Here is a 24,972-nt window from a genome sequence, read left to right on the forward strand (position 1 = left end):
GATCACGCGACGCGATCAGGCGTGCAGAGCCTCGTTGAGCGTGACTCCGACCCCCGCGCGGCGAACAGCCTCGATCGCGCCGGTCAGCGAATTCCGGCGGAACAGGATGCCGTCGCGCCCGGACAGCTCTGCGCCCTTGACGCTCGGACGCGCACCCGAGGCCGTGGCGGGCTCGTCGGCGAGGACGATCTTCGACCCTGCCGTGACGTAGAGCCCGGCCTCGACCACGCAGTCGTCGCCGAGCGAGATGCCGATGCCGGCGTTGGCGCCGAGCAGCGTGCGACGGCCGATCGACACCCGGTGGCTGCCGCCGCCGGACAGCGTGCCCATGATCGAGGCGCCGCCCCCGATGTCGCTCCCGTCACCGACCACGACGCCCTGCGAGATGCGACCCTCCACCATGGAGGCGCCGAGCGTGCCGGCGTTGAAGTTCACGAAGCCCTCGTGCATCACGGTGGTGCCCGGTGCGAGGTGCGCGCCCAGGCGGACGCGGGAGGCGTCGGCGATGCGCACTCCGGGGGGAGTGACGTAGTCGAGCAGACGGGGGAACTTGTCGAGGCTGTGCACCTGGATGCCGTCGCGCTGGAGCAACGGCCGACGGCGCGTCGCGTCATCCGGGTGCATCGGGCCCGCGGTCGTCCAGGCGACGATCGGGAGGTGCCCGAAGATCCCGTCGAGATTGACGGTGTTCGGTGCGGCGAGGCGGTGTGAGAGCACGTGCAGGCGGAGGTACGCATCCGGGGTCGACGCCGGCGCGGCATCGAGGTCGATCGAGATGGTGACGGCCTCGACCGTCACGCCCCGGCGCTCGTCGTCCGCTGCGAGCGGCGCCCAGGTCACCATCGCGGCGGCGGACTCGGCGGCCGCCGGTGTCCCGAGCGCGGGCTCCGGGAACCAGGTGTCGAGTGTCGTGCCATCGCTGCTCGAGGTCGCGAGTCCCACGCCCCATGCCCACCGTTCGCTCATGGCTCCAGGTTATCGGTGCGGTCGCCGCCGATAGAATCGCCGCATGCCCGAGCTCGATCTGACCGTGTCCAGCGCCGATCTGACTCGGGCGGTGTGCGACATCCCCAGCGTGTCGGACGACGAGACGGCCCTCGCCGACGCCATCTTCGCCGCCGTATCGCCGTTGGCGCACCTCGAGGTCATCCGCGACGGCGACACGATCGTCGCGCGCACGCAGCTCGGTCGCGCGCAGCGCGTCGTCATCGCCGGTCACATCGACACCGTTCCCATCAACGCGAACCTGCCCGTTCGCGAGATGGTCGAGGACGGCCAGGAGTTCCTGTGGGGGAGAGGGACCGTCGACATGAAGGCGGGCGTCGCGGTGCAGCTGAAGCTCGCGGCGGAGCTCGTCGACCCGCGCGTCGACATCACGTGGATGTGGTACGACCACGAGGAGGTCGCCGCCGAGCTCAACGGCCTGACGCGGCTCGCGGCGAACCGTCCCGACCTGTTCGCGGGCGACTTCGCGATCCTCGGCGAGCCCTCCAACGGTCAGGTCGAGGGCGGCTGCAACGGCAATCTGCGCGCGATCGTGCGGACGCACGGGGTGCGTTCCCACAGCGCTCGCGCGTGGATCGGCGACAACGCCATCCACCACGCGGCCCCGATCCTCCACCGACTGTCGGAGCACACGCCCGCCGATGTCGAGGTGGAAGGACTCGTCTATCGCGAGGGGCTCAACGCCGTCCGCATCTCGGGCGGGATCGCCGGGAACGTCATCCCCGACCTCTGCGAGGTCGAGGTCAACTACCGCTTCGCGCCGAGCCGTTCGCCCGAAGAGGCCGTCGCGATCGTCCGCGAGTTCTTCGACGGCTTCGAGGTGGAGGTGGTCGACCTCGCCGGAGGTGCACGACCGGGCCTGGATGCGCCGCTCGCCCAGGAGTTCGTCGCCGCGGTGGGAGCCGAGCCTCGCCCCAAGTACGGCTGGACGGATGTCGCCCGGTTCTCGGCGTTGGGAGTGCCCGCCGTCAACTACGGCCCGGGCGACCCCTCGCTCGCGCACCACGACCAGGAGCGGGTGCCGGTCGAGCAGATCGACGCCGTCGAGCGCGGCCTGCGCACCTGGCTCTCGAACCGGTGACCCGGCGCGCATGAGGTCGCTGCGTCGCGCCGCGATCGCGCTGCCGCCCGCGGTTGCGATCGCGCTGACGTACCTGCTCTCGCGCGCTGTCACGACGGGCTTCCTGCTCGGAGCGGCCGAGCTGAGCGGACCCCGGTCCCGCTTCGGCGCCGACGCGACTCTGGGCACTCTGACGATGGGGTGGGACGCGCAGTGGTACTGGCTCATCGCGTTCAGCGGATATCCCGCCGAGCTGCCGCTCGACGCGGCGGGCCACGTCGCCCAGAACGCGTGGGCGTTCATGCCGGTCTACCCCGTCATCACCGGCGCCGTGGGGTGGGTCGTCGGCGGATTCCCGGTCGCTGCGCCCCTGGTGTCGGCAACGGCCGGCTATCTCGCGTGTCTCGTCCTCTTCGCTCTGCTGCGCCGCCGCATCGGCCGCGCGGCAGCGATGTGGGCGGTCGCCTTCTTCAGCTTCGCGGGCCCGATGGCCGCGCTGTTCCAGCTCGGCTACGCGGAATCGCTTTTCCAGCTCTGGCTGCTCCTCGCGCTCCTCGCCGTGGAGCGCCGCCGGTGGTGGTGGCTGTACCTGTGGATCCCGCTCATGGCTTTCACGCGGCCCGGTGTCCTCGCCTTCTCGCTGATGCTCGCGCTGTACGGGATCTGGCGGTGGTTGCGGCGTCAGCACGACGACCTGCAACCGCGGGAGATCGCCCACGTCGTGGCGAGCGGCCTGCTGGCGGCCGCCTGCGGATACGCTTGGCCCGTCATCACCGGCATCGTGACGGGTGATCCCGGGGCCTACCTGCAGACGGAACTCGCGTGGCGACGATCCTGGATCGGGGATCACGGGGGGTTCGTGCCCTTCGACGGCACAATGCAGGCCGCCGTGCTGTGGTCTGGAATCTGGGGAATTCCGGCATGGGTGTGTCTCGCGGGGCTTGCGGCGATCGTGGTTCTCGCCACGCTCCTGCTCGTCGCTGATCGCCGCGTGCGTCGCCTCGGTGTTCCGATACGTCTGTGGTCGGCCGCGTACGTCCTCTACCTGCTGGCGGTCTTCTTCCCCCAGTCGAGCACGTTCCGACTGCTCGTCCCGCTGTCACCGCTCTGGGGCGCCGTCGCGCTGCCCCGCGCGCTCTGGTGGCGCATCAGCGTGCTGGTGCTCGGTATCGCCGCGCAGTGGTGGTGGATCCACACGATGTATGCGCTCGGAAGCACCTTCGCTCAGATTCCCTGAGGGACGTGTCCGCGCTGTGCCTGCGCCGCACGATAAACTCTTCAGGTAGTCCTCATGACGAAAGGGAGCCGCGATGGCAGCCATGAAGCCGCGAACCGGAGACGGACCGATGGAGGCCGTGAAGGAGGGGCGCCTGATCATCGTGCGCGTCCCCCTCGAAGGCGGAGGGCGTCTGGTCGTCTCGGTCAATGATGAAGAGGCCAAGGAGCTCCACAGCGTGCTGAGCGGAGTCGTCGGCGCAGCCTGACGATGCTGCACGGAAACGGCCGGTCCCTCTGGGGCCGGCCGTTTCGTCTCTGCCGCTGAGCCGCCGTCAGGCGGTGGCTGCCGTCGTGAGTTGCAACAGTCCCTCTCCGACGATCGACAGCGCGCCGAGCACCGCCGGCGACGACTGCGTCTCGTGGATGAGCGAGCGGTAGGCGCGGGTGACGTCGTCGCGGCGGACGGGATCGGCGACGGCCCCACCTGCCAGCACACGGGGCACGAGGACCATCCCGCCCGGGCGTACGAGCCGAAGCCCGTGCTCGACGTAGTCGATGACACCGTCGGGGTCGGCGTCCACCAGCACGATGTCGTACGAGGCCTCATTCATGCGGGGGAGCACATCAGCCGCGCGGCCCGTGATGAAGCGGGCACGAGCCGGAGGGATCCTCGCTTCGGTGAAGGACTGCCGGGCGACGGCCAGATGCTCGGGCTCGATGTCGATCGTGGTCAGCGTGGCGCGTGGCGCCCCATGGAGCAGCCAGAGCGCGGAGACGCCGCCGCCGGTACCGATCTCGACGATGTTGAGTGCGCCCGTCGCGGCGGCGAGCACAGCGCATTGCGCGCCCACCGGCGCACTGATCGGCGCGGCTCCGATCTCGAGGGCGTGTGCACGCGCGCGAGAGATGTGCTCCGGTTCCACCGTCGCCTCCATCGCGAACCTGCGGATCGCTTCCTGATCACCCATGCATTCCTCCTTGTTCCAGCGTAGGCGCGCGGATGGCTCCGGCCGCTGAGGCGCACGGGTAATCTGGGGTCATGTTCTTCGGCCTAGACGGGGACAAGCTCATCCTCATCGGGGTCGCCGCTGTCCTGCTCCTCGGACCCGAGCGCCTTCCGCAGCTCGCCGAGATGCTCGCGCGTTTCACGGTCCGGGCACGTGATTGGGTCAACGGCGCGAAGGACCGCGTCAAGGACGAGATGGGAGAGGACTTCTCCGACGTCGAATGGCGCAAGCTCGACCCTCGGCAGTACGACCCGCGTCGCATCATCCGCGACGCTCTCCTCGAGGACGCCCCCGTACCGACGGTGCGCGCGGCCGCCGCGGGTGCGGCGATCAGCACGGCGACCGCCGTCGGGATGGATGCTGCGGGCGAGGCGGCGAAGCGATTCGAGCGCGGTGCCGACGTTCCGTTCGACGACGAAGCGACCTGATCAGCCCACACGCAGAGGCAGCGGGCGGCCGCGGAGATCGCGTCCGGTGCCTGCGATGGTGTCGGCGATGCGCGCGATCGCCTCGGCGGCGGCGTCGTCGGGATGCGCGACGACGACCGGGACTCCGCTGTCGGCGTCGCTGCGCAGAGCCGGGCTGAGCGGCACGGAGCCGAGCATCGGCACCGGCTGGTCGGTCGACAGGGCCTCGGCGACCCGCATCCCGCCGCCGCTGCCGAAGAGGTCGAGCGATGTCCCGTCGGGAAGCGTCATCGCCGACATGTTCTCGATGACCCCGATCACGCGCTGGCCGGTCTGCCGGGCGACGAGGCCGCTGCGCACCGCGACGTCGGCGGCGGCCGTCTGCGGAGTCGTGACGACCACGACGTCGGCGTGCGGGAGCAGCTGACCCACGCTGATGGCCACGTCGCCGGTGCCGGGGGGCATGTCGATCAGGAGGACGTCGATGTCGCCGAAGAACACGTCGGTCAGGAACTGCGAGACCGTGCGATGCAGCATCGGCCCGCGCCAGGCGACTGCGCCGGGGCTCTTCTGATCACGCGGCAGGAACATGCCGATCGAGATCGTCCGGACCTCGTGCGCGATGGGCGGGATCATGAGCCCGTCGATACGCGTCGGCTGCGGTGGCAGGCCGTCGGCATCGACGAGACCGAGCAGCGCGGGAATCGAGAAACCGTGCACATCGGCGTCGATCAGCCCGACGGCGAGGCCGCGCTGCGCGAGGGCGACAGCGAGGTTCGCGGTGAGGGTCGACTTGCCGACGCCCCCCTTGCCGCTCGTGATGGCGATGACGCGTGTGAGCGAGTCCGGACCGAACGGGTTCTCGCGGGCGGCCTTCCCACCGCGTAGCCGCTCGGTGAGTGCGGCGCGCTCCGCCGGGGTCATCACCCCGACCTCGACCGAGACCGTCTCGATGCCCGGGGCGGACAGCGCGGCATCCCGGACGTCGCGCTCGATCCGATCGGCTGCAGGGCAGCCGACGATGGTCAGCGCGATGCCGACACGAGCGTGGGCGCCATCCACGGCGATGTCCCGCACCATGTCGAGCTCGCCCAGGGGCTTGCGCAACTCGGGATCGCGCACCGCCGCGACGGCCGCGCGGACGGCGTCCGTGCTCATCGCGTGTCCGGGCGCTCGTCGGAGTCGAGGCGGTCGAGCGCGGTACGCAGCTCGGCGCGCAGCGTCTCTTTGGTGACGAGTCCGTCGGTCAGGTCGGAGATCGCCATGCGCAGGGCGACGACCTCGCGTGCCAGGTACTCCGTGTCGGCCAGGTTCCGCTCGGCACGCTGACGGTCCTGCTCGATCTGCACGCGGTCGCGGTCGTCCTGCCGGTTCTGCGCGAGCAGGATCAGGGGCGCGGCGTACGACGCCTGCAGCGAGAGCATGAGCGTCAACGCCGTGAAGCCGTTGGCCGCGGAGTCGAACCGGAGCTCGACGGGCATGAGCGTGTTCCAGGCGAGCCACGCCGCACAGAACAGCGAGAGCGCGACGAGGAAGCCGGGCGTGCCCATCGCCCGGGCGATCCACTCGGTGAACCGACCGAACCGGTCGCGGGACGGCTGCGACGTCCGCTGACCGAGCACACCGCTGACACCGCTGCGCCGTCCACGGGGCGCCTCGAGCGAGGGGGTCTTCGACGAGCGGGCCATCAGCGGCGCCCCCGCATCGCAGCGGCATCCTGGGGCTCGACGTCTTGCGACCGCCAGTCGTCCGGAAGCAGATGATCGAGCACATCGTCGACGCTCACGACGCCGACGAGCCGGCGGGCCTGGTCGACGACGGGAACCGAGACCAGGTTGTAGCTGGCCAGCATGCGTGCGACCTCGGCCGCGGACGACGACGCCGCGACCGGGTCGACGGTGTCGTCGATGATCGCGCCGAGTCGCTCGTGAGGCGGGTAGCGCAGCATCCGCTGGAAGTGCACGGTGCCCAGAAGTCGCCCCGTCGGCGTCTCGTACGGGGGGAGCGTCACGAAGACGGATGCGGCGAGGGCCGGATGCAGCTCGTGCCGACGGATGAGCGCGAGCGCCTCAGCCACCGTCGCCTCCGCCGACAGCACGATCGGGTCGCTCGTCATGAGGCCGCCCGCGGTGTCGGGACCGTACTCGAGGAGGGCGCGGACGTCCTCGGCCTCCTCCGGCTCCATGAGGTCGAGCAGCTGCTCGATGCGGCCTTCGGGGAGCTGACCGAGCAGGTCCGCCGCGTCGTCGGGCTCCATGGCGTCGAGGATGTCGGCGGCGCGCTCGTCGCCGAGCCGCTCGAGGATGTGGACCTGCTCATCCTCGGGCATCTCCTCGAGCGCGTCGGCGAGGCGCTCGTCGGGGAGTTCCTCGGCCACTTCGAGCAGGCGCTCCTCCGGAAGGTCGAGCAGCGTGTTGGCGAGGTCTGCGGGCTTGAGCTCCGAATATGTCGCGACCAGCTGCTCGGCGGACTGGGCGGCGCCCGAGGACTGGTCCTCGCGCACGTCTTTCCAGGCCGCGAAGGTCGTCGGCCCCTTGGCGAACGGCGACGCACTCGTCTTGGGGCGGCGGAGGAAGAGCTGGCCGATGTCCCATTCGCCGAGCCGGTTGCGCTCGATCGCGACATCCTCGATCACCGCGCCGCCCGACCCGTCGCGCAGGTAGACCTTCCGACCCAGGAGCTCGGCCATGACCCGCACCTCACCGCCGCGTTGCTGGAAGCGCCGCACGTTGATGAGACCGGTGGTGATCACCTGGCCGGTCGCGATCGAGGTGACACGGCCGATGGAGAGGAAGACGTTGCGTCTGCCCGGGATCTCGACGACGAGGCCGATGACTCGCGGAGGGTCCGATTTACGGAAGATCACGACCACGTCGCGGACCTTGCCGAGACGGTCGCCGGCGGGATCGAACACGACGCACCCGACCAGGCGCGCGACGAAAACCCTCTGCGTACTCACCGCTCCAGCGTAGTCGGCGACCGCGAAGGTGGCCGTGACACAATGACGGAATGAGCATGATGGGCGGGACGCCCGCGGTCACGGGTGAGAAGGTCGCCGAGTACGCAACGTACGAGGCCGCGCAGAAGGCGGTGTCGACTCTCATCTCGGCCGACATCCCGGCCCGTGAGATCGCCATCGTCGGCTACGGACTGAGGTCGGTCGAGACGGTCACGGGCCGGCTCGGTTATGCGACGGCGGCGCGGACGGGGGCGATCAACGGCATCCTCCTGGGGCTGATCTTCTCGCTGATCTTCGTCTTCGGCACTCCTGACGCCGCCATTCAGCTCTTCCTCGGTGTGATGCTGGTCGGCGTCGCGATCGGCATGATGATGAGCCTCGTCATGTTCGCTCTCGTGCGCCGTCGTCGCGACTTCGCATCGGTGACGCAGGTCGTCGCCGACCACTACGAGGTGACCGTGCAGGCGAGCAGCATCCATCGCGCCCGTGGCGCGCTGAACGTCGCGCCGGCCCGGCCCGCGGTGCCGGCCACGCCGGTGCCGGACGGGCCGCCCCGGTACGGCGAGCGCATCGACCCCGTGCCCGCTCCGTCGGGCGATCGGCCCGCCCCCGGTCCGGCGGCACCCGCAGGCAACCCGGTCGCGCCGCCGTCGGGATCCCCCGCCCCCGCCGACGCCCCGCTGCCGCCGGCCGTGGGCCCGGTGCCCGGCGGCGAGGCTCCCGGTCCGCAGACTCCGGGTATGCCCGAGCCCCCGGCGACCGATCCGCAGCGATGATCGACGCGGTGCCGGTCGACATCGCGGCCGGGACCGTCGACCTGCCGCTGACGTACGACCGCGCTGAGCGTGCGGACGCTGTGATGATCCTCGCTCATGGCGCGGGCGCCGGACCCGAGCATCCGTTCCTCGGCGGTTTCGCGCATGCCGGCGCGGCGGCCGGGATCGATGTCGTGCGCTTTCCGTTCCCCTCTGTGGTGGCGGGCCGCCGACTGCCCGGCGCCGCCGGTGACGCCATCGCGTCGTGGGCGGCGGTCTTCCGCGCCATCGCCGACGCGCATGCCGGGGTGCCCATCGTCGCGGCGGGGAAGTCGTACGGCGGCCGGATGGCATCGATGGCGGCCGCTTCCGGAGCGATCGACCCGGAACTGCTCGTCTACCTCGGGTACCCGCTGCATGCGCCCGGTCGGCCCGATCGCCCGCGTGCGGCTCATCTGCCGGAGGTCACGTCGCCTCAGCTGTTCGTGTCCGGGACCCGCGATCCGTTCGTCGACCCGGTGACCGACCTCGAGAGCGTCGTCGCCGGATGCGCCGACGCGGAGTTGCTCTGGGTCGAGGGCGCCCGCCACTCCTTCGAGGTCGCGGGACGCAAACGGGATGCCGAGGAGGTCGGCGGCGCCGTGGCCGAGCTGGTCGCGCCGTGGTGCCACCGCCGGTTGTCGCAATGAGGGCGGGCGCTCCGCTTCAGCGACCGGCGGCGTAGCCTTGCATCCCGCGCGGGTTCGACGCCGCCCAGAGCAGTCCCCGCGAGCGGTCGATGCCGACGGCCGAGAGACGTCCGAGGCTCCACGGCCCGACCACGGTGACGTCGTGCCCCCGCGCGCGCAGGCCCGAGGCGACCTCGTCGCCGAGCCGGTCTTCCATCACCACTCCTGCGGGCGTCCAGGTGCGCGGCCAGAACGAGTCGATCATCGCGGTCGTGTGAAGCGTCGGCGCATCGATCGCCGATTGCGCGTCCCAGCCCCCGACCAGCATGCGCAGCAGCATCGGCAGCTGCCACTGGTCCTGCTGGTCGCCTCCCGGCGTCCCCATCGCGATGTCGGCCCGGTCGCCGGTCATGACGAGGGTCGGGGAGAGGGTCGTACGCGGGCGGGCGCCCGGGCGGAGTGCGGCGGGCGACGTCTCGTCGAGCCAGGTCATCTGCAGGCGGGTGCCCAGCGCGAAACCGAGTTCCGGGATCGCGGGGGACGACTGCAGCCAGCCGCCGGACGGCGTCACCGATATGATGTTGCCCCACTCGTCGACGACGTCGATGTGACAGGTGTCGCCGCGCGTCTCGCCCGCTCGCCCGACCGTCGGTTCGCCCGTGCCGGCGACGCTCGTCCCGTCGGGACGCACGAGCGGCGGACGATGCGGTGCGCGCCCCGCCACGGTACCCGGGCGCCATTCGTGCGAGGCATCCGGGAGCAGCTGCGCACGACGCGCGGCGAGGAAGGCGGGGTCGAGGAGCTCGCTGACCACGCTGTCGTGGCCGAAGTGCGCGTCGCGGTCCGCGAGGGCCAGCTTGAAGGCCTCGACGATCGTGTGCGCGCCCTCCGCAGTCGCGGGGTCGAGGCGCTCATCGGGCAGCGGATCGAGCAGGGCGAGCGCCTCGAGCAGTGCGGGACCCTGCGTCCACGCGCCGGCCTTGACCACGGTCCGTCCGCGGAAGGTCGTCGTGAGAGGCTCCTCGTACCCTGCGGAGAAGTCGGCGAAATCGGCCTCCGTGATCACCCCGGCGTGGTGGCCTCCGGTCGAGTGCCGGTGGGGCCGGGCCGCGAACGCGGCCGTCGCGCGCGCGACCGTGCCCGTCCGCCACTCGGTGCGAGCAGCCTCGATGCGCGCGGCCCGGTCTGCGGCGTCTCGTCCCGCCGCCACGAGACCCTCGAACACCGCGGCGAGCGCGGGGTTCCGGAACACATCGCCGGCCCGCGGCACGGTGCCCCCGGGCAGCCACAGATCGGCCGAGGACGGCCATTCGTCGCGGAAGAGCTGCGCGACGCGTGCGATCGTCGCTGACGCGGACGCGAGCAGAGGGTGCCCGTCGCGGGCGTAGCCGATCGCGAAAGCGAGGACGTCGGCGAGCTCCCACGTGCCGTAGTCGCGCAGCAGGACGAGCCAGGCGTCGACTGCTCCCGGCACCGCGGCCGCGAGGGCGCCAGCGCCCGGCACGGTCTCGAGCCCCTCCGCGCGGTAGTGCTCGATCGTCGCGCCGCGAGGCGCCGGCCCCTGGCCCATGAGCACGCGGGGCCGCGGATCCTCGGCCGCGTGGAAGAGGCCGACGAGATCGCCCCCGGGCCCGTTGAGGTGGGGTTCGACGACCTGCAGGACGAAGCCGCCCGCTGCGGCGGCGTCGAAGGCGTTGCCCCCGCGTTCGAGCACAGCCTGGGCCGTGGCGGTGGCGAGCCAATGGGTCGCCGCGGCCATCCCGAACGTGCCGGTCAGCAGCGGGCGCGTCGTCTGAGCGGGCGGCGGCGAGAACCGATCGGTCACGAGGTCGCGCGTGCGATCCAGGTTTCGACCTCGTCAGCTGTGCGCGGGATGTCCGCAGAGAGGTTGACGGGTCCGCTCTCGGTCATGAGGATGTCGTCCTCGATCCGGACCCCGATACCGCGGTACTCCTCGGGCACGGTGAGATCGTCGATCTGGAAGTACAGACCGGGCTCGATCGTGAACACCATGCCGGGCTCGAGGATGCCGTCGTAGTACATCTCACGGCGCGCCTGCGCGCAGTCGTGCACGTCGATCCCGAGGTGGTGGCTCGTGCCGTGGACCATGTAGCGCCGGTGCTGGCCGCCCCGGTCGGCGTCGAGCGCCTCGTCCGCCGTGACGGGGAGCAGACCCCACTCCGCGACGCGGGCGGCGATGACCGTCATGGCGGCCTCGTGGATCGAGCGGAACGTCACACCGGGCCGGGCAGCGGCGAACGCGGTGTCGGCCGCCTCGCGAACGGTCTCGTAGATGCGGCGCTGGATCTCGGTGAAGCGTCCCGACACGGGCAGCGTGCGCGTGATGTCGGCGGTGTAGAGGCTGTCGACCTCGACGCCGGCATCGACGAGGATGAGGTCGCCGGGCACCACGGGCCCGTCGTTGCGCGTCCAGTGCAGGTAGCAGGCGTGAGGCCCGGAGGCGGCAATCGTGTCGTAGCCCTCGCCGTTGCCATCCGTGCGCGCGCGCAGGTGGAACACGCCCTCGACGACGCGCTCGCCCCGGGGGGTGGCGATGATGCGGGGGAGGTCGGCCACGATGTCGTCGAAGCCACGTGCGGTCGCCGCGACAGCGAGACGCATCTGCTCGATCTCGTACTCGTCCTTCGTCAGCCGCAGCTCGGACACGGCCCGCGTCAGGTCGGGATCTGCTTCGACGACCAGGTCATCGGCGCGTAGCTCGACATCCGCGAGATGCGCGGTCGCAACACCGAGATCGGCGGCGACGTCGGCGAGCGCCGGGCGCGGTCCGATCCAGAACTCGCCGACCGAGGCGTCGGCGTAGAACTCGGCCGTGGTGCGATCGGCTCGGTCGCGGAGGTACAGGGTGACATCGTGTCCCTCGGCGGTGGGCTCGAAGACGAGCACCGAGTCGGGTACGGCGTCGCTGCCCCAGCCCGTCAGATGCGAGAACGCGGAGTGCGCGCGGAAGGGGTAGTCGGTGTCGTTCGAGCGCTGCTTGAGAGAGCCCGCGGGGATGACGAGGCGCCGACCGCGGAACTCGCGTGAGAGCCGTTCGCGGCGAGCGGCGGCGAAGCGCGCCGCGTCGCGGGGCGGCGTCGTCGTCTCGGGCCGCGATCCCCAGCCCTCGGAGATCGTGTCGAGGAACCCCTGCGGGAACGGCTGACGCCGGTTGGTGTTCTCGGCGGGCGCTTCGGTCTCGGCGGTCGCGGTTCCGATCGTGTCGGTTGCGGTCGTCTCGGTCTCGCTCGTGGTCATGCCTCCAGTCTCGCACCCGGAGGCGGCCGCCGCGACGGTTCAGCGCCGCGTGTACTGCACGACCAGCGGGCGATGGTCGCTGCCGGAATGATCGAGCGAGGAGATGACGACCGAGCCTTCGGGCTTCCAGGACGCGGTTGCCATGACGTGGTCGATCGGCGCTCCGAGCGGAGCCGGCAGGTCGGTCGGCCAGGTTCCGATACCGCCATTGCCGGTGGACCGGGCGGCGTCGTGGCAGCGACCCAGATCGGCGTCGTCGACGCCGAGACGCGCCATGTGATCGAGCGTTGCGTTGAAGTCGCCGGCCATGATGACATCGTCCGTGGCGCACTGGTCGGCCAGCCACTGGAGGTCGCTGCGCCAGCTCGCCATCTCCTCCGGCCGTGGGGCGACCGCGTGTACCGCCACCACCACGGGGCCGTCGCCGTCGACGGGCATGGCGACGGCGCTCGGGACGATGGTGGTGTTGGACGTACCGGCTGCCTCGGACTCGATGACCGCGTAGTCGCCGAGCTCGGGTGAGATCAGCAGGGCCGTCGAGTTCGCGTCCCAGCTGTCCGGCCCCTCGTAGCTGTCGACGTGCGCCCACATCGGGCGCCCGCGCTCGCGCATCGCCACCGCGACCGCGCGTCCGGTGTCCATCGTCGTCTCGGGCAGCGCCACGATGTCGGCCTGCATCGCCACGGCGGTCTCGGCGATGGTCTGCGCATCGGTGGCGGGACCGGCGGTGTTCCAGGTCATGACGCGGATGCTGTCCTCCGTCTTCGGCGGCAGCGTCTCCGCGCCGAGCCCCCTCACCGCCAGGGTTCCCGCGCCGCCGATGGCGACGACCACGGAGACGAGCACGACCCACAGGCAGAAGGCACGGATGCGGCGGCCGAGCGAGAGGACGAGGAAGATCAGGGCGATCGCGACGAAGGCGCCGATCAGGAACGGACGCAGCGCGACCGCCTGCGCGAACGGGAACTGGCGTTCGAGGCGGAGAAGCTCCGGCCAGGTGGCCACGATGGCCGCCGCTGCGAACAGGGCCACCACGAGGGCTCCGAACACGCGCTTCACGCCTCGACTCTAAGAGAGCGAGCCTGGACGATCGCCGGGCACGGCTACGCTGTGGAGGATGGGTACGGCAGAGCGCGCGCACGGCTTCCACGGCCCCAGCGATCTGCATCTGCACTCGGTCCGCTCCGACGGGACGGAGCCTCCTGCCGGAGTCGTGCAAGCCGCCCACCGTGCGGGTGTGCGAACGATGGCGCTCACCGACCACGACACGACGGCCGGCTGGGCCGAAGCGGCTGAGGCCACGGCGTCGCTCGACATGACCTTCCTCCCGGGTATGGAACTCAGCGCCCGCCACGAGTGGCGAACCGTGCACCTGCTCGCGTACCTCTTCGATCCCGACCATCCGCGGTTGCGCGCGGAGATGGAGCGCATCCGCGAGGACCGCATCGGCCGGGCCGAACGGATCGTCCGCAGCATCGCCCGTTCGCACGACCTGACGTGGGACGACGTGCTCGCGCAGACCGGTGCCGGCGCCACGGTGGGACGGCCCCACATCGCCGACGCTCTCGTCGCGCGCGGCCTCGCCGTCGATCGCGCGGCGGCGTTCGCCGGCATCCTGCACCCCAGTCAGGGGCATTTCACGCCGCACTACGCTCCCGACCCCGTCACCGCGGTGGAGCTCGTTGTCGCCGCCGGGGGAGTGCCGATCCTCGCGCATCCGTCGCCGAGCGGACGTGAGCGGATGATGCCGCCCGCGGTGCTCCGCGAGCTCGTCGCCCACGGCCTCGCGGGCTTCGAGGTCGGGCACCGCGAGAACACAGCGGACGGCAAGCGCGTCCTGCGTGCTCTCGCCGCAGAGCTCGACCTCATCGTGACGGGATCGAGCGACTACCACGGTCTCGGCAAGCCGAATCAGCCCGGTGAGAACACGACCGACGATGACATGGTCGCGCGCATCATCGCCCGGGCAAGCGGAACGGCGCCCGTCTACGCGTAGTCGGGCGCCGTTGCGCGTGAGATGGCCGTATCAGCCTGCGGCGGGAGCGGTCGAGCCTGCCGCGCCGGATCCCGATCCGCCACGACGACGGCGACGCCGGCGGGGGGAGGTCTTGCCATCGCGGTGCTCGGATCCGCCACCATCGTGCGTGCCCGTCCCGGCATCCGTCGACGCGGCCGCCGAGCCCTCAGCGGCCGCCGCACCGTCGCCCGAGCCGCGCGAGCGGCGGCGACGGGGACGCTTCGCATCGCCGTCGGACGATTCCGTCGAGACCGTCTTGACGCTCTGCGTCGTGGGCAGCTTGCGGAGGCGTCCCTTGGTTCCCGCGGGGATGTTCAGGTCCTCGAAGAGGTGCGGGCTCGACGAGTAGGTCTCGACGGGCTCGGGCTGACCGAATTCGAGCGCTCGGTTGATGAGGGCCCACTTGTGCAGGTCTTCCCAATCGACGAAGGTGACCGCGATGCCGGTGCGGCCGGCGCGACCGGTGCGGCCCGCGCGGTGCAGGTATGTCTTCTCGTCGTCGGGGATGGTGTGGTTGATGACGTGGGTGACGTCGTCGACGTCGATGCCGCGCGCGGCGACGTCGGTCGCGATCAGGACGTCCTTCTTGCCGGCCTTGAACCCGGCCATCGAGCGCTCCCGCGCTTCCTGGCTCATGTCGCCGTGGACCGCGCCGGCGTTGAAGCCGCGGTCGTTCAGCTCGTCGACGAGCTTCTGGGCCGCGCGCTTGGTGCGCGTGAAGATGACGGTCTTGCCGCGGCCTTCGGCCTGGAGGATGCGGGCGATGACCTCGTCCTTATCGAGCGAGTGCGCGCGGTAGACGAGGTGCTTGATGTTCGCCTGGGTCAGGCCCTCGTCGGGGTCGGTCGCGCGGATGTGGATCGGGTTCGACATGAACCGGCGCGCCAGCGCGACGATCGGTCCCGGCATCGTCGCCGAGTAGAGCATCGTGTGACGGACGGGAGCGACCTTCTGGAAGATCTTCTCGATGTCGGGGAGGAAGCCGAGGTCGAGCATCTTGTCGGCCTCGTCCAGCACGACCTCCGTCGCGTTGGACAGGTCGAGCAGACGCTGGCCCGCGAGGTCGATCAGGCGGCCCGGGGTGCCGACGACGATCTGCGCTCCGGCCTTCAGCTGGTCAATCTGGCCCTCGTAGGCCTTTCCGCCGTAGATCGCCACGACACTCGTGGACCGGTTGCGGGTGAGCATGTCCATGTCCTCGAACACCTGGACGGCGAGCTCGCGGGTGGGGACGACGATGAGGGCCTTCACGCCGGGCGCGGGATCGAGACCCAGGCGCTGCACGACGGGGATGCCGAAACCGAAGGTCTTGCCGGTGCCGGTCTTGGCCTGGCCGATGATGTCCTGGCCGGGCAGGCCCAGCGGGATCGTCTGCTCCTGGATGGGGAAGGCGTCGACGATGCCTTTGTCGGCGAGGGCGTCGACGATGTCCTGGTCGACGCCGAGGTCAGCGAATGTGGTCATGGGTGACGTGCCTGTCTGGCGGTGAGAAGCCGCCGGTGATGTGGGTCCACGCCCTTCACTCAGCCACAGGCGCGGGGCCCCGGTCCGATGCCGGGGCGCATCCAGCCTACCGCGACCCTAGGCTGGACCCGTGGTGAGCTGGTTCTTCAAGCGCAAGCGTCCTGTCGGTCGCACCCTGCGGCTGCGATCCCGAGGCGACTACGGGGATGTCCGTCGCGTCGATTTCGAGGAGCTCGCTCCCGATGTCGACACCTTCCTCGGTCAGGCCGCGTATCTGCAGCTCGGCTACTTCGAGACGCTGAGCGACCTGATCGCCTCGACACCCGAGCTGTCGCAGAAGGAGTCGCTGTCGTTGGCGGCGGGCACGGCCCTGCTCAAGCACCGCGAGCTCGTCGGCGTGATCCGCGATCGCGGCGCCGACCCGCTCGAGCTGATGCTGCCCTTCCGTGAGCCGCTCGATGCCTTCCGCCGCGCGACGCACGGCGCACGGCCACTCGAGACGATGCTCTCGGTGCACCTGACGGCCGGCATGCTCGACGACTTCTACCTCGCGCTGTCGGCGAGCTACGGCGACACCGGCCGGCAGGTCGCCGTCATCCTGCGGGCGCACGACGATCGCAGTGCTCTGGTGCGAATCATCACCGATGCGATCGCCGCGGACGAGCAGTGGCGGGGACTGCTGTCGCTCTGGGGCCGCCGCCTCGTCGGGGACACGCTGCTGATCGCCCGGGCGGCGCTGCGGTCGACATCGCTGCAGCCCGCGGACGAGAAGAGGGTCGAGCCCACCTACGCCGACGTGATGGCCGCTCATTCGCGCCGCATGGCCGCGATGGGCCTCGAGGCCTGACGCCTCGGGCGGTCAGCCGATCCGGAGGCGACGGCGCTCCGCGGCATCCGTCCGGGCCCGCGAGCGCGTCAGCAGCAGGAGGACAGCGGGCACCAGCACAGCCGGAGTCACTATGGCGACGACCCAGATGACGGGGTTGTCGACCGCGAGACCGGCCCAGGTCATCACTGCCCACGCGACGCCGCCGATGACGGCGCCGAGAACAGGCGCGAGCGCGGCACCACGGGCCTCGCGCCCGCGAATCGCGAACTCGGCGGCGAGGCCGATCGCGGCGCCCATGATCAGCGCCAGGACGATCTGCACGGTCAGGCCACGAAGCCCACGCGGCGGGTCTGGTCGGTGCCGACCTCGACGAATGCGATGCCCGCGGTCGGCACGATGTAGGAGCTGCCCTTCGCGTCGCTGAGCTCGACGAAGGGAGCGCCGGAGGTGAGGGCCTCGGAAACGGTCGCCCGAACGGCGTCCGCCGACTCGTTGGATTCGAGGCTGAGCTCGCGGCCGGTGTTCGCGATGCCGATACGGATCTCCACGGATACATCCTCCTCCGCGCCCGTGCGTCGGGCGCTCTTCGACTCTACGACACCGGTCGGACCGGGATGCCGGCCGGGTCACGCCCTGGGCGAACGCAGACGGCGAACCGGTGTCGGCGGTGCCGGTTAGCGTGGAAGACATGGGTCAGGTCTCCGTCGGCGTCGTGCCCGACGCCGCGCAGTCGCTCGCGCTCGAGCTCCCGGCCCAGGCGAGCGCCGTCGTCGTCGGCGCGCCGGGCACAGGTAAGACGCGGACCATCGTCGAACGGGTGCGACGGCTGGTCGTCGACGGACTCGACCCCGACGCGCTCGTCGTCCTGACGGCCACGCGCCAGGCGGCCACGGACCTGCGCGACGACCTCGCCGTCGCCGTCGGCGTGGCGACGGCCGGCCCCCTGGCCCGGTCGGTTCCGGCCTTCGCCTTCCAGATCGTGCGTGCCGAAGCGGTCAGACGCGGCGTCGAACCGCCGCGTCTGCTGACGGGCGGCGACGAGGACGCGATCATCCGCGACCTTCTCGACGGCGACGCGGAGGACGAGCGCGACGGGCGGTCGCGGTGGCCGGACGAGCTTCCCGCGCACGTGCGCGACTCGCGCGGCTTCCGCGCCGAACTGCGCGCTTTCATCGCGGAGTGCACGGCCTCGGGCATCGACCCGAGCGCTCTCGCCGCCCGCGCCCTTCGCGAGGGGCGACCGGCCTGGCGGGCCGCGGCGTCCTTCATGTCCGAGTACTTCGCGGTCCGCGACGCCATGCGCGGCGCCCACCGTGACGCAGCCGGGCTCATCCGTGAGGCGGTCGAGATCGTCTCCCATCGGGGGATCCCGCAGCTGCGGGTCGTGCTCGTCGACGACGCGCAGGAGCTGACCGCCGGCGGCGTCGACCTCCTCCAGGCTTGTCGCGCTCGCGACATCGCCGTCGTTGCGTTCGGTGACCCCGATGTCGGCTCCGGTGCGTTCCGAGGCGCGACGCCCGAGAACTTCGCCCGTCTCGCCGCGGGCCGCGACGTCGTCGTGCTCGACACGGTCCACCGGGCCGAGGCCCGCCACGCCCCGCTCGTCTCCGCCATCACCGCCCGCATCGGCGCGGTCGGGCTGGTGGCGCATCGACGGGCTCCAGAACCGGATGCTCCCATGGTCGGTGTCCGGGCGCTGGCGCTGCGATCGCGCTCGGAGGAGTTCGACGCCGTGGCGCGGCTGCTTCGCGAGCGGCACGTGCACCACGGTGTCCCTTGGGAGGAGTGCGCGGTCATCGCCCACGACAGTCGTCAGGTCACGGCGCTGGAGGCCGAACTGGCTGCGCGCGACGTCCCGACGGCGACCTCCGGCACTGGTACCTCGCTCGGGGAATCGCCCGTCGTCCGCGACCTGCTGCGGCTCGTCGATCTGGCGGCACGTCCGGGCGAGACCTGGGAGCGCGACGAGGTCATCGCCGCACTCTCCGGCGCCGGGCTCGACGCCGTCGACCAGCGCCGGCTCCGGTCTGCGCTCCGTCAGGCGTTCCCGCCGCGCGAGGGCGAGCCGGTGTCGGCGTGGGAGCTGCTGCGCTCGGCGATGCTCCACCCCGCCGAGCTCGCACTGCTCGATCTGCGTGAGGCGCGTCGGGCGGCGCGTGTTGCGGACACTCTGAGGACCGTCGCCGACCTCATCGCCGACGGTGCGACGGCACACGAGCTGCTCTGGGCGTCGTGGGAGGGGTCAGGCCGGGAACGAGCCCTGCGCGAAGCCGCTCGCGGCCATGGGCCGCTGGCCGCGCAGGCGGATCGAGATCTCGACGCGGTCGTCGCCCTGTTCCAAGCCGCCAAACGCCACGGCGAGCGCGAGGACGGCACGACCCCCGTCGTCTTCCTGCGGGGCATCCTCGACGCAGACGTCGGCGACGACCGATTCGTTCCGCCGCCGGTGAGCGGAGCGGTGCGGGTGCTGACACCGGCCGCGGCTCTGGGCACCGAGTTCGACACCGTCGTGGTGGCCGGGGTTCAGGAGGGCATCTGGCCGAACCTTCGCGTGCGCGGCGGCCTGCTCGACACCTGGCGACTGCCCTTCGACGACCCCGCGGTCGCGGACGCGCTCGATCGCCGTCGCGGTGTCCTGCACGACGAGCTGCGGCTTTTCGCGCGTGCGGTCTCGCGAGCGCGCGAGCTCGTCGTGGTCACGGCCGTCGATGACGACGACACGGGACCGAGTCCGTTCTTCGAGTTGCTGCCCGAGGCGGAAGGGGCCCCGCCGGAGGCGGCGCACCCGCTGACCCTGCGCGGTCTCGTCGCACGGCACCGACGTGCCCTCACGGATCCGCGCACCGCGGAGAACGACCGCCGACGCGCGGCCGGGCAGCTCGCGCTCCTGGCCGATGCGGGTGTCGCGGGCGCCGATCCCGACGAGTGGTTCGGCATCCGTCCGCCGACCACGACGGCGCCGCTGCGCGACCGCGAGGTCGAGACGATCCGCGTCTCGCCCTCACGCCTCGAGACCCTCGAGGAGTGTCAGCTGAACTGGGTGATCGCCGACCTCGGCGGTGACGCGTCGAGCGCCACAGCCGGTATCGGCACGATCGTGCACAGCGCCCTCGAGATCGCGTCTCCCGACGAAGAGTCGCTCTGGCAGGCCGTGTCGGCGCGGTGGAGCGAGCTGGAGTTCGAGTCCGCCTGGCGCGAGCGCGCGGAACGGATGCGCGCCCGTGATCTCGTGCGACGGCTCGCCCGCTATCTCCGGGATTTCGAACGCGACGGCGGCCGTCTGCTGGGGGCCGAGCCGCGTTTCGAGGTGGAGCTCGCCCATGACGACGCCGACGGGCGCATCGTCCTCAGCGGCGCGGTCGATCGCGTGGAGCTGCGTGCCGACGGCAGCGTCGTCATCGTCGATCTCAAGACCGGGAAGCGCGAGCCGCAGACCGACCGTGCCGTGACCCATCACGCGCAGCTCGCGGCGTACCAGCTCGCACACGAGCACGGTGCGATCCCCGCGGCCGCGGGCCTGCCGCCCGGGGGTGCGATGCTGCTCGTGCTGCGACCGACGGCCGCGACGAAGGACTACGCCGCGCCTCGCCAGCCGCCCTTCGGCGACGACGAGCGCGTCGCCTTTCTCGGCCGCGTGCGCGGCGCCGCACGCGTCATGGCCGGGAGCAGCTTCGAGGCTCCGTTCGAGGAGCATTGCCGGGACGATCATTCGTTCGGACTCTGCCGCATCCACACGATCGCGGCGGTGAGTGCGACATGATCGTCTCGCCTGCAGCCCTGGCGTCCGCCCTCGGTCAGTTCCCACCGACCCCGGAGCAGAGCGCGGTGATCGCCGCGCCGCTCGCGCCGGCGCTCGTCGTCGCCGGCGCCGGCAGCGGCAAGACCGAGACGATGGCGGGCCGCGTCGTGTGGCTCGTCGCGAACGGACACGTCCCGCGCTCCGGCATCCTCGGCCTCACCTTTACCCGTAAGGCGGCAGGCGAGCTGAGCGAACGCATCCGGCGGCGACTCGATCGCCTCGCGGAGTTCGAGGACGCGGGCCTGCTGCCGCATCTCGACGCACTGCACCGACGGGGAGCACTGGACGTCTTCGGCGAACTCGAGCGAGCGGGCGACCCGGGCGGCGCGCGACGTCACGCCGCGCAGCGCCGCCTCGTCGACGACACCGGTGCGCGTACGCTCGGACCCGCGACGGACTCGCTGCTCGAGCGCCCGACGGTGTCGACCTACAACAGCTTCGCCGACGGCATCGTGCGCGAGAACGCGGTGCGCATCGGGCGCGATCCCGAGGCGGCCGTGCTCAGCGAATCCGCCGCGTGGCTGCTGATGCGGCGCGTCGTGCTCGAGTCGGATGACGAGCGTCTCGAGACGCGGGAGAACGCGCTTCGCAGCATCATCGACGGGGCTCTCCGCATCGCGCGCGACGGCGTCGACAACCTCGTCGACTTCGACGAGCTCGCGCGTTTCGGGGCGGCGTTCCAGGATGTCCTGGAACGCCCGTCGACCCGCAGCGGCACGACCGTCTACGCCGATGTCGCGCGGGCGGCGGAGCAGGTGTCGGGCCTGCCGCTGCTCGCCGACCTCGCGGTGGAGTACCAGCGTCGCAAGCTCCGCTCGGGTGTCATCGACTTCTCCGACCAGGTGGCCGGGGCTCTGACGATCGTCCGTGCCCACGCAACCGTCTCCGCCGACCTCCGCGCGCGGTATCCCGTCGTCCTCCTCGACGAGTATCAGGACACTTCCGTCGTCCAGACCGAGCTGTTGAGCGCCGTGTTCGCCGGTACGGCGGTGATGGCGGTCGGCGACCCGCACCAGTCGATCTACGGCTGGCGCGGCGCGAGCGCCGGCAACCTGGGCGACTTCGCGGCCGCCTTCGCGCCCGACGGCGGCTCGGGCAGGTACTCGCTCGCGACGAGCTGGCGGAACAGCGAGCGCATCCTGGATGCCGCCAACGCCGTGCTCGCCCCCCTCGCCCAGCGATCGCCGGTGCCGGTCGACCGGCTGCGGCCGCGGCCGAACGCCCCCGCAGGCGGGGTCGACATCGTCTTCGAGACCGATCTCGACGCCGAGACCGAGCGCGTCGCGGCATGGTTCGAGGAAGTGAGAGCGGACCGGCAGCGGCGCGGTCTTCCCACGAGCGCGGCGATCCTGCTGCGCAGCAAGAAGCACATGGTGCGCTTCGCCGACGCCCTCGCGCGGCGCGGCATCCCGCATCGCATCCTCGGACTGGGCGGGCTGCTGAGCACCCCCGAGGTCGTCGACGTCGTCTCGGCCCTGCGTGTCATCAGCGATCCGACGGCAGGGTCGGCATTGCTCCGACTGCTCGGCGGGCCGCGCTGGTCGATCGGTCTTCGCGACCTGCGTTCGCTCGCTGAGCTCGGGCGCCGACTCGCGCGTTCCGACGTCGGGTTGCAGCCGCTGGCGGCTGAGCACACGACGGAAGAGAACGCGTCGCTGATCGACGCGCTCGACTTCTTCGTGCGCGTCGGCCCCGATCACGGTTGGCTGGCTGACTTCAGCGCACCCGGCCGTGAGCGTCTCCGCGAGGCGGCGGCCACGTTCGCCGGGCTGCGGCGCGCGTCGTCGATGCCCATCCCGGAACTCGTGCGACTGATCGAGGCGGAACTGCGCCTCGACGTCGAACTCGCCGCGAACGAGAGCCGGGGCCCCGCTCGGGTCGCCTCGGATCAGCTGCGTGCCTTCGTCGACGAGCTGCAGGGTTTCCTCGCGACCGATGAGTCGGGATCGCTGCCGAGCCTGCTCGCCTGGCTCGACCACGCCGAGCGGCAGGACGAGTTCGCCCCGCGCACCGAGCCCCCCGAGGATGACGTCGTGCAGATCCTCACGATCCACGGATCGAAGGGACTGGAGTGGGATGCTGTCGCCGTCGGCCGGGTCGTCGCCGACGAACTCCCCGCTCGGCCGCGCGACAAGCAAGGGTGGCTCGGATTCGGGGTCTTGCCGTACGCCTTCCGGGGTGATGCGCGCTGGCTGCCCGACCTCGGGTGGGAGGCGCACGTGGCGCCGAGCCAGCAGGACCTCAAGGCGGCGTTCGCGAAGTTCGCCGAAGACAACGCCGATCGACAGCGCGAAGAGGAGCGTCGTCTGGCATATGTCGCCGTGACCCGCGCTCGCGACGCGCTTCTGCTCAGTGGGTCACCGTGGTCGGGCACTCGCAACCCCCGCGGTCCGAGCCCGTTCCTGCGCGAGATCGCGACCGCGCTCGAACACGACCTCGCCGATGCCGAACCGGGGGAGAACCCCTACCTCGATCGTCGTCAGACGATGCAGTGGCCGCTGGATCCCCTGGGCGCGCGGCGCGCGCGGGTCGAGGCGGCTGCGCAGCGTGTGCGCGACGCCTGCGACGCGGGCGGGCGGGATCAGCCCGAGCGCGACCTCGCCCTCTTGCTGGCGGAACGTGAGGAGAGGGCCGGAGGCGTCCGACGGGTCGCCCCCACCCGCATCCCCGCGTCGCGCTTCAAAGACTTCGCCGCCGATTACGACTCCGCCGTGGAGGCGACTCTGCGGCCGATGCCGGAGCGTCCATACCGTGAGACGCGGCTGGGTACGCGCTTCCACGCCTGGGTCGAGCAGCGGTCCGGTCTCACCGCACGGGGGCCGCAACCCGATGCGCCGCTGTGGGAGGTCGATGACCCCGCCGATGACTCGGGCGGTGGCGCGGACGACGATCTGAGCCGTCTGCAGGAGAACTTCCTGCGCTCTGAATGGGCCGAGCTGCAGCCGATCGAGGTCGAGACCGAGATCGACTTCGCCGACGACCGGATGCTGGGCGACGGCCACCCGCACGTCATCATCTGCAAGCTCGACGCGGTCTACCGCCGTGCCGACCGAGATGGGCGCATCGAGATCGTCGACTGGAAGACGGGGCGACCGCCGCGAACACCGGCGGAGCGGTCCGAGCGGATGCTTCAGCTCGAGCTCTATCGCCGGGCGTACTCGATCCGCCACGGCATTCCCGAATCCGAGATCGATGTCGCGCTGTTCTACGTGGCCGACGACCTCGTCCTGCGGGGCTGAGCGCGACTCGTCAGTCGGCGGTGGACCAGCGCCGCAACGCGTTGCGCGCGGCTTCCGCGTGGTCGGGATCGTCGCCGTCCTCCTGCTGTCCTGTCGCAGAGGTCGGCGTGACGGTCGGTGCGGCACCGGTGTCCCCGCGCCGGTCGCTCGAGGCGCCGTCGGGCGTCCAGTCGGATAGGTCGATCGGAACCGTTTCGATGTCGGCCTGCTCAGCGGTGTCCTGGTCGGCAAGGTACGCCGCCAGAAGTGCCGGGTCGTAGGTGTCGGTCTGCATGGAGGTGTCGCCGGCAGCCACCGCAGCCGGCGTGCGGCCGAGCAGCTCGAGCGCGTCGTCGACGGTGCTGTAGTCCTCCGGCAGGAGAGGCTCGTCGCGCACGCCCTCGTCGAGCGCGTTCAGCAGCGCGACGGCATCCTCCACGACCCGGGCAGCACCGGTCTCGTGGCCGTGTGCGAGCCACCGCGCGAACTCGAGCTCCGCGTACAGACGCGAGCGCGCAGCGAGAGCGGCGTCGGGCGTGTGGTGCGCGGCCTCGGCGTAGGCGGCGAGCACGTCGTCGCGGGCATCCGGAGCCGAAGCGAGCCAGCGGAGGTCCTCGGCAGGGTCGCCGACGCCGAGACCGTGCCAGGCGAGAAGACCCGTGACAGTGGGGCCGGCGGCGGTGTCACTCAGGACGAAGCGGCCCGGGTCGACCCCGCCCAGCGTGACCGTCGCCTCGAAGCGCCAGAGACGGTCCTCGCCGAGTGCCGTGCTCCAGCGTCGGAGGAGACCGAAAGGCAGCGAGCCGGTGGCCTCGGCGCGGTCGAGCAGACGTTCGGCGTCTTGGCGCACGTCGGCGCTCGTGCGGATACGCAGGCCGGCGTCGCGCGCGACCGCGTGGGGGAGGGCGTGGACGCGCGCTATGGCCGAGCCGAGCGACCAGGCCGCGCCGCGGCCCGGCGGAATGTGGCCCGCTTCGACACGGTAGCCGGGGACGTAATCCTGCACGACCGCGGTGAACCCGCCCATCCGGGCTGTGCCGAGAACCGCGGGGGCCTCGAAGGGAAGCAGGCCGCGCACACCCGGCGTCAGGGCGCGCAGCGCGCGGGTGTCGGCGACGAGTTCGAGGTCGGCGTCGACGTCGACCGGCACGCGCACGACGACTCTCCGGCCGTCCTCGAGGGTCACCAGGGCGCTGTCGTATCGGCCCTCGGCGCGCTCGGTGAGCTCCGCGGCATTCACGACGGCAGCCCCGGGGAGAGCCGAACTGACGGACGCGGCTAGAGTGAAGGGAGAGCGAGCCATGCCAT

22 protein-coding genes are annotated in these 24,972 nt (G+C 71.4%); 10 read left to right on the forward strand and 12 right to left on the reverse strand.

Annotated features, from left to right (window positions below; genetic code table 11):
- Window positions 1-15: 15 nt before the first annotated feature.
- Entirely contained in the window at window positions 16-966 is a 951-nt protein-coding gene (dapD, locus tag O1W71_RS00835; protein ID WP_114589533.1) for a 2,3,4,5-tetrahydropyridine-2,6-dicarboxylate N-succinyltransferase, read from the reverse strand.
- Window positions 967-1,009: 43 nt separating this feature from the next.
- On the opposite strand from dapD, the gene dapE reads away from it, so the two are divergent.
- The 3 genes from dapE to O1W71_RS00850 all read left to right on the forward strand — a co-directional run bounded on the left by dapE (window position 1,010) and on the right by O1W71_RS00850 (window position 3,549).
- Window positions 1,010-2,086, forward strand: a complete 1,077-nt coding sequence (gene dapE / locus O1W71_RS00840) for a succinyl-diaminopimelate desuccinylase (RefSeq protein ID WP_269266157.1) — start codon at window positions 1,010-1,012, stop codon at window positions 2,084-2,086.
- A gap of 10 nt (window positions 2,087-2,096) precedes the next feature.
- Window positions 2,097-3,302 (forward strand): hypothetical protein, encoded by a 1,206-nt coding sequence (locus O1W71_RS00845; protein WP_269266158.1) that lies wholly within the window; start codon window positions 2,097-2,099, stop codon window positions 3,300-3,302.
- Between the two features lie 73 nt (window positions 3,303-3,375).
- The gene (locus O1W71_RS00850) at window positions 3,376-3,549 is read left to right on the forward strand and encodes a DUF3117 domain-containing protein (RefSeq protein ID WP_023950528.1); all 174 of its coding nucleotides are present in this window, start codon (window positions 3,376-3,378) and stop codon (window positions 3,547-3,549) included.
- Between the two features lie 66 nt (window positions 3,550-3,615).
- Here O1W71_RS00850 and O1W71_RS00855 read toward each other — a convergent pair whose 3' ends face one another.
- Entirely contained in the window at window positions 3,616-4,251 is a 636-nt protein-coding gene (locus tag O1W71_RS00855; RefSeq protein ID WP_269266159.1) for an O-methyltransferase, read from the reverse strand.
- Between the two features lie 71 nt (window positions 4,252-4,322).
- Here O1W71_RS00855 and O1W71_RS00860 point away from each other — a divergent pair, with 71 nt between their 5' ends.
- Entirely contained in the window at window positions 4,323-4,718 is a 396-nt protein-coding gene (locus O1W71_RS00860; RefSeq protein ID WP_240309858.1) for a Sec-independent protein translocase TatB, read from the forward strand.
- Here the strand turns inward: O1W71_RS00860 and O1W71_RS00865 are convergent, their stop codons facing one another.
- From O1W71_RS00865 to O1W71_RS00875, 3 genes are read right to left on the reverse strand one after another with little or no spacing between them, the layout of a single operon-like run.
- On the reverse strand, window positions 4,719-5,855 hold the full coding sequence (locus O1W71_RS00865) for an Mrp/NBP35 family ATP-binding protein (RefSeq protein WP_269266160.1): 1,137 nt from the start codon (window positions 5,853-5,855) through the stop codon (window positions 4,719-4,721).
- Window positions 5,852-6,385 (reverse strand): DUF1003 domain-containing protein, encoded by a 534-nt coding sequence (locus O1W71_RS00870; RefSeq protein WP_112614922.1) that lies wholly within the window; start codon window positions 6,383-6,385, stop codon window positions 5,852-5,854. The genes O1W71_RS00865 and O1W71_RS00870 overlap by 4 nt, the downstream gene beginning before the upstream one ends.
- Window positions 6,385-7,656, reverse strand: a complete 1,272-nt coding sequence (locus tag O1W71_RS00875) for a magnesium transporter MgtE N-terminal domain-containing protein (protein WP_112614920.1) — start codon at window positions 7,654-7,656, stop codon at window positions 6,385-6,387. The genes O1W71_RS00870 and O1W71_RS00875 overlap by 1 nt, the downstream gene beginning before the upstream one ends.
- A gap of 50 nt (window positions 7,657-7,706) precedes the next feature.
- Here O1W71_RS00875 and O1W71_RS00880 point away from each other — a divergent pair, with 50 nt between their 5' ends.
- Window positions 7,707-8,432: a general stress protein gene (locus O1W71_RS00880; RefSeq protein WP_269266161.1), complete on the forward strand. Its 726-nt coding sequence runs from the start codon at window positions 7,707-7,709 to the stop codon at window positions 8,430-8,432.
- Between the two features lie 8 nt (window positions 8,433-8,440).
- Window positions 8,441-9,100 carry an alpha/beta hydrolase family protein gene (locus O1W71_RS00885; protein ID WP_269266162.1) on the forward strand — a complete coding sequence of 220 codons (660 nt, stop codon included), beginning with the start codon at window positions 8,441-8,443 and terminating at the stop codon, window positions 9,098-9,100.
- A 16-nt stretch (window positions 9,101-9,116) separates the two neighbouring features.
- Here the strand turns inward: O1W71_RS00885 and O1W71_RS00890 are convergent, their stop codons facing one another.
- From O1W71_RS00890 to O1W71_RS00900, 3 genes are all read right to left on the reverse strand, one after another.
- The gene (locus O1W71_RS00890) at window positions 9,117-10,838 is read right to left on the reverse strand and encodes a gamma-glutamyltransferase family protein (protein ID WP_269266754.1); all 1,722 of its coding nucleotides are present in this window, start codon (window positions 10,836-10,838) and stop codon (window positions 9,117-9,119) included.
- 62 nt (window positions 10,839-10,900) lie between these two features.
- Window positions 10,901-12,337, reverse strand: coding sequence for an aminopeptidase P family protein (locus O1W71_RS00895; protein ID WP_269266163.1), 1,437 nt, complete (start codon window positions 12,335-12,337; stop codon window positions 10,901-10,903).
- A gap of 39 nt (window positions 12,338-12,376) precedes the next feature.
- Complete coding sequence (locus O1W71_RS00900) at window positions 12,377-13,396, reverse strand: endonuclease/exonuclease/phosphatase family protein (protein WP_269266164.1); 1,020 nt, start codon at window positions 13,394-13,396, stop codon at window positions 12,377-12,379.
- Between the two features lie 58 nt (window positions 13,397-13,454).
- Between O1W71_RS00900 and O1W71_RS00905 the strand changes: the two genes are divergently transcribed.
- Complete coding sequence (locus O1W71_RS00905) at window positions 13,455-14,333, forward strand: PHP domain-containing protein (protein WP_112614912.1); 879 nt, start codon at window positions 13,455-13,457, stop codon at window positions 14,331-14,333.
- Window positions 14,334-14,363: 30 nt separating this feature from the next.
- Here the strand turns inward: O1W71_RS00905 and O1W71_RS00910 are convergent, their stop codons facing one another.
- Window positions 14,364-15,818, reverse strand: a complete 1,455-nt coding sequence (locus O1W71_RS00910; protein WP_269266165.1) for a DEAD/DEAH box helicase — start codon at window positions 15,816-15,818, stop codon at window positions 14,364-14,366.
- A gap of 130 nt (window positions 15,819-15,948) precedes the next feature.
- On the opposite strand from O1W71_RS00910, the gene O1W71_RS00915 reads away from it, so the two are divergent.
- On the forward strand, window positions 15,949-16,665 hold the full coding sequence (locus tag O1W71_RS00915; RefSeq protein ID WP_023950553.1) for a ferritin-like fold-containing protein: 717 nt from the start codon (window positions 15,949-15,951) through the stop codon (window positions 16,663-16,665).
- 12 nt (window positions 16,666-16,677) lie between these two features.
- On the opposite strand, the gene O1W71_RS00920 is transcribed toward O1W71_RS00915, so the two are convergent.
- The gene (locus O1W71_RS00920) at window positions 16,678-16,968 is read right to left on the reverse strand and encodes a hypothetical protein (protein WP_114589527.1); all 291 of its coding nucleotides are present in this window, start codon (window positions 16,966-16,968) and stop codon (window positions 16,678-16,680) included.
- A gap of 2 nt (window positions 16,969-16,970) precedes the next feature.
- Window positions 16,971-17,195, reverse strand: a complete 225-nt coding sequence (locus tag O1W71_RS00925) for a DUF3107 domain-containing protein (protein WP_064956528.1) — start codon at window positions 17,193-17,195, stop codon at window positions 16,971-16,973.
- A 140-nt stretch (window positions 17,196-17,335) separates the two neighbouring features.
- On the opposite strand from O1W71_RS00925, the gene O1W71_RS00930 reads away from it, so the two are divergent.
- The gene (locus O1W71_RS00930; RefSeq protein WP_269266166.1) at window positions 17,336-20,407 is read left to right on the forward strand and encodes an ATP-dependent helicase; all 3,072 of its coding nucleotides are present in this window, start codon (window positions 17,336-17,338) and stop codon (window positions 20,405-20,407) included.
- Complete coding sequence (locus O1W71_RS00935) at window positions 20,404-23,685, forward strand: ATP-dependent DNA helicase (protein ID WP_269266167.1); 3,282 nt, start codon at window positions 20,404-20,406, stop codon at window positions 23,683-23,685. The genes O1W71_RS00930 and O1W71_RS00935 overlap by 4 nt, the downstream gene beginning before the upstream one ends.
- A 10-nt stretch (window positions 23,686-23,695) precedes the next feature.
- Here O1W71_RS00935 and O1W71_RS00940 read toward each other — a convergent pair whose 3' ends face one another.
- A complete protein-coding gene (locus tag O1W71_RS00940) occupies window positions 23,696-24,967 on the reverse strand; it encodes an aminoglycoside phosphotransferase (RefSeq protein ID WP_114589524.1) in 1,272 nt (423 codons plus the stop codon).
- Between the last annotated feature and the right edge of the window lie 5 nt (window positions 24,968-24,972).

The sequence above is a fragment of the Microbacterium sp. H37-C3 genome (assembly GCF_027157935.1).
GTDB lineage: Bacteria > Actinomycetota > Actinomycetes > Actinomycetales > Microbacteriaceae > Microbacterium > Microbacterium plantarum.

What these genes read in the sequence shown, in the direction of transcription:
- O1W71_RS00870 (WP_112614922.1), bottom strand. Translation starts at nt 6,385, where the DNA reads ATGGCCCGCTCGTCGAAGACCCCCTCGCTCGAGGCGCCCCGTGGACGG.
- O1W71_RS00860 (WP_240309858.1), top strand. Translation starts at nt 4,323, where the DNA reads ATGTTCTTCGGCCTAGACGGGGACAAGCTCATCCTCATCGGGGTCGCC.
- O1W71_RS00910 (WP_269266165.1), bottom strand. Translation starts at nt 15,818, where the DNA reads ATGACCACATTCGCTGACCTCGGCGTCGACCAGGACATCGTCGACGCC.
- O1W71_RS00865 (WP_269266160.1), bottom strand. Translation starts at nt 5,855, where the DNA reads ATGAGCACGGACGCCGTCCGCGCGGCCGTCGCGGCGGTGCGCGATCCC.
- O1W71_RS00890 (WP_269266754.1), bottom strand. Translation starts at nt 10,838, where the DNA reads ATGGCCGCGGCGACCCATTGGCTCGCCACCGCCACGGCCCAGGCTGTG.
- O1W71_RS00850 (WP_023950528.1), top strand. Translation starts at nt 3,376, where the DNA reads ATGGCAGCCATGAAGCCGCGAACCGGAGACGGACCGATGGAGGCCGTG.
- O1W71_RS00905 (WP_112614912.1), top strand. Translation starts at nt 13,455, where the DNA reads ATGGGTACGGCAGAGCGCGCGCACGGCTTCCACGGCCCCAGCGATCTG.
- dapD (WP_114589533.1), bottom strand. Translation starts at nt 966, where the DNA reads ATGAGCGAACGGTGGGCATGGGGCGTGGGACTCGCGACCTCGAGCAGC.
- O1W71_RS00930 (WP_269266166.1), top strand. Translation starts at nt 17,336, where the DNA reads ATGGGTCAGGTCTCCGTCGGCGTCGTGCCCGACGCCGCGCAGTCGCTC.
- O1W71_RS00935 (WP_269266167.1), top strand. Translation starts at nt 20,404, where the DNA reads ATGATCGTCTCGCCTGCAGCCCTGGCGTCCGCCCTCGGTCAGTTCCCA.
- O1W71_RS00880 (WP_269266161.1), top strand. Translation starts at nt 7,707, where the DNA reads ATGAGCATGATGGGCGGGACGCCCGCGGTCACGGGTGAGAAGGTCGCC.
- dapE (WP_269266157.1), top strand. Translation starts at nt 1,010, where the DNA reads ATGCCCGAGCTCGATCTGACCGTGTCCAGCGCCGATCTGACTCGGGCG.
- O1W71_RS00845 (WP_269266158.1), top strand. Translation starts at nt 2,097, where the DNA reads ATGAGGTCGCTGCGTCGCGCCGCGATCGCGCTGCCGCCCGCGGTTGCG.
- O1W71_RS00855 (WP_269266159.1), bottom strand. Translation starts at nt 4,251, where the DNA reads ATGGGTGATCAGGAAGCGATCCGCAGGTTCGCGATGGAGGCGACGGTG.
- O1W71_RS00895 (WP_269266163.1), bottom strand. Translation starts at nt 12,337, where the DNA reads ATGACCACGAGCGAGACCGAGACGACCGCAACCGACACGATCGGAACC.
- O1W71_RS00940 (WP_114589524.1), bottom strand. Translation starts at nt 24,967, where the DNA reads ATGGCTCGCTCTCCCTTCACTCTAGCCGCGTCCGTCAGTTCGGCTCTC.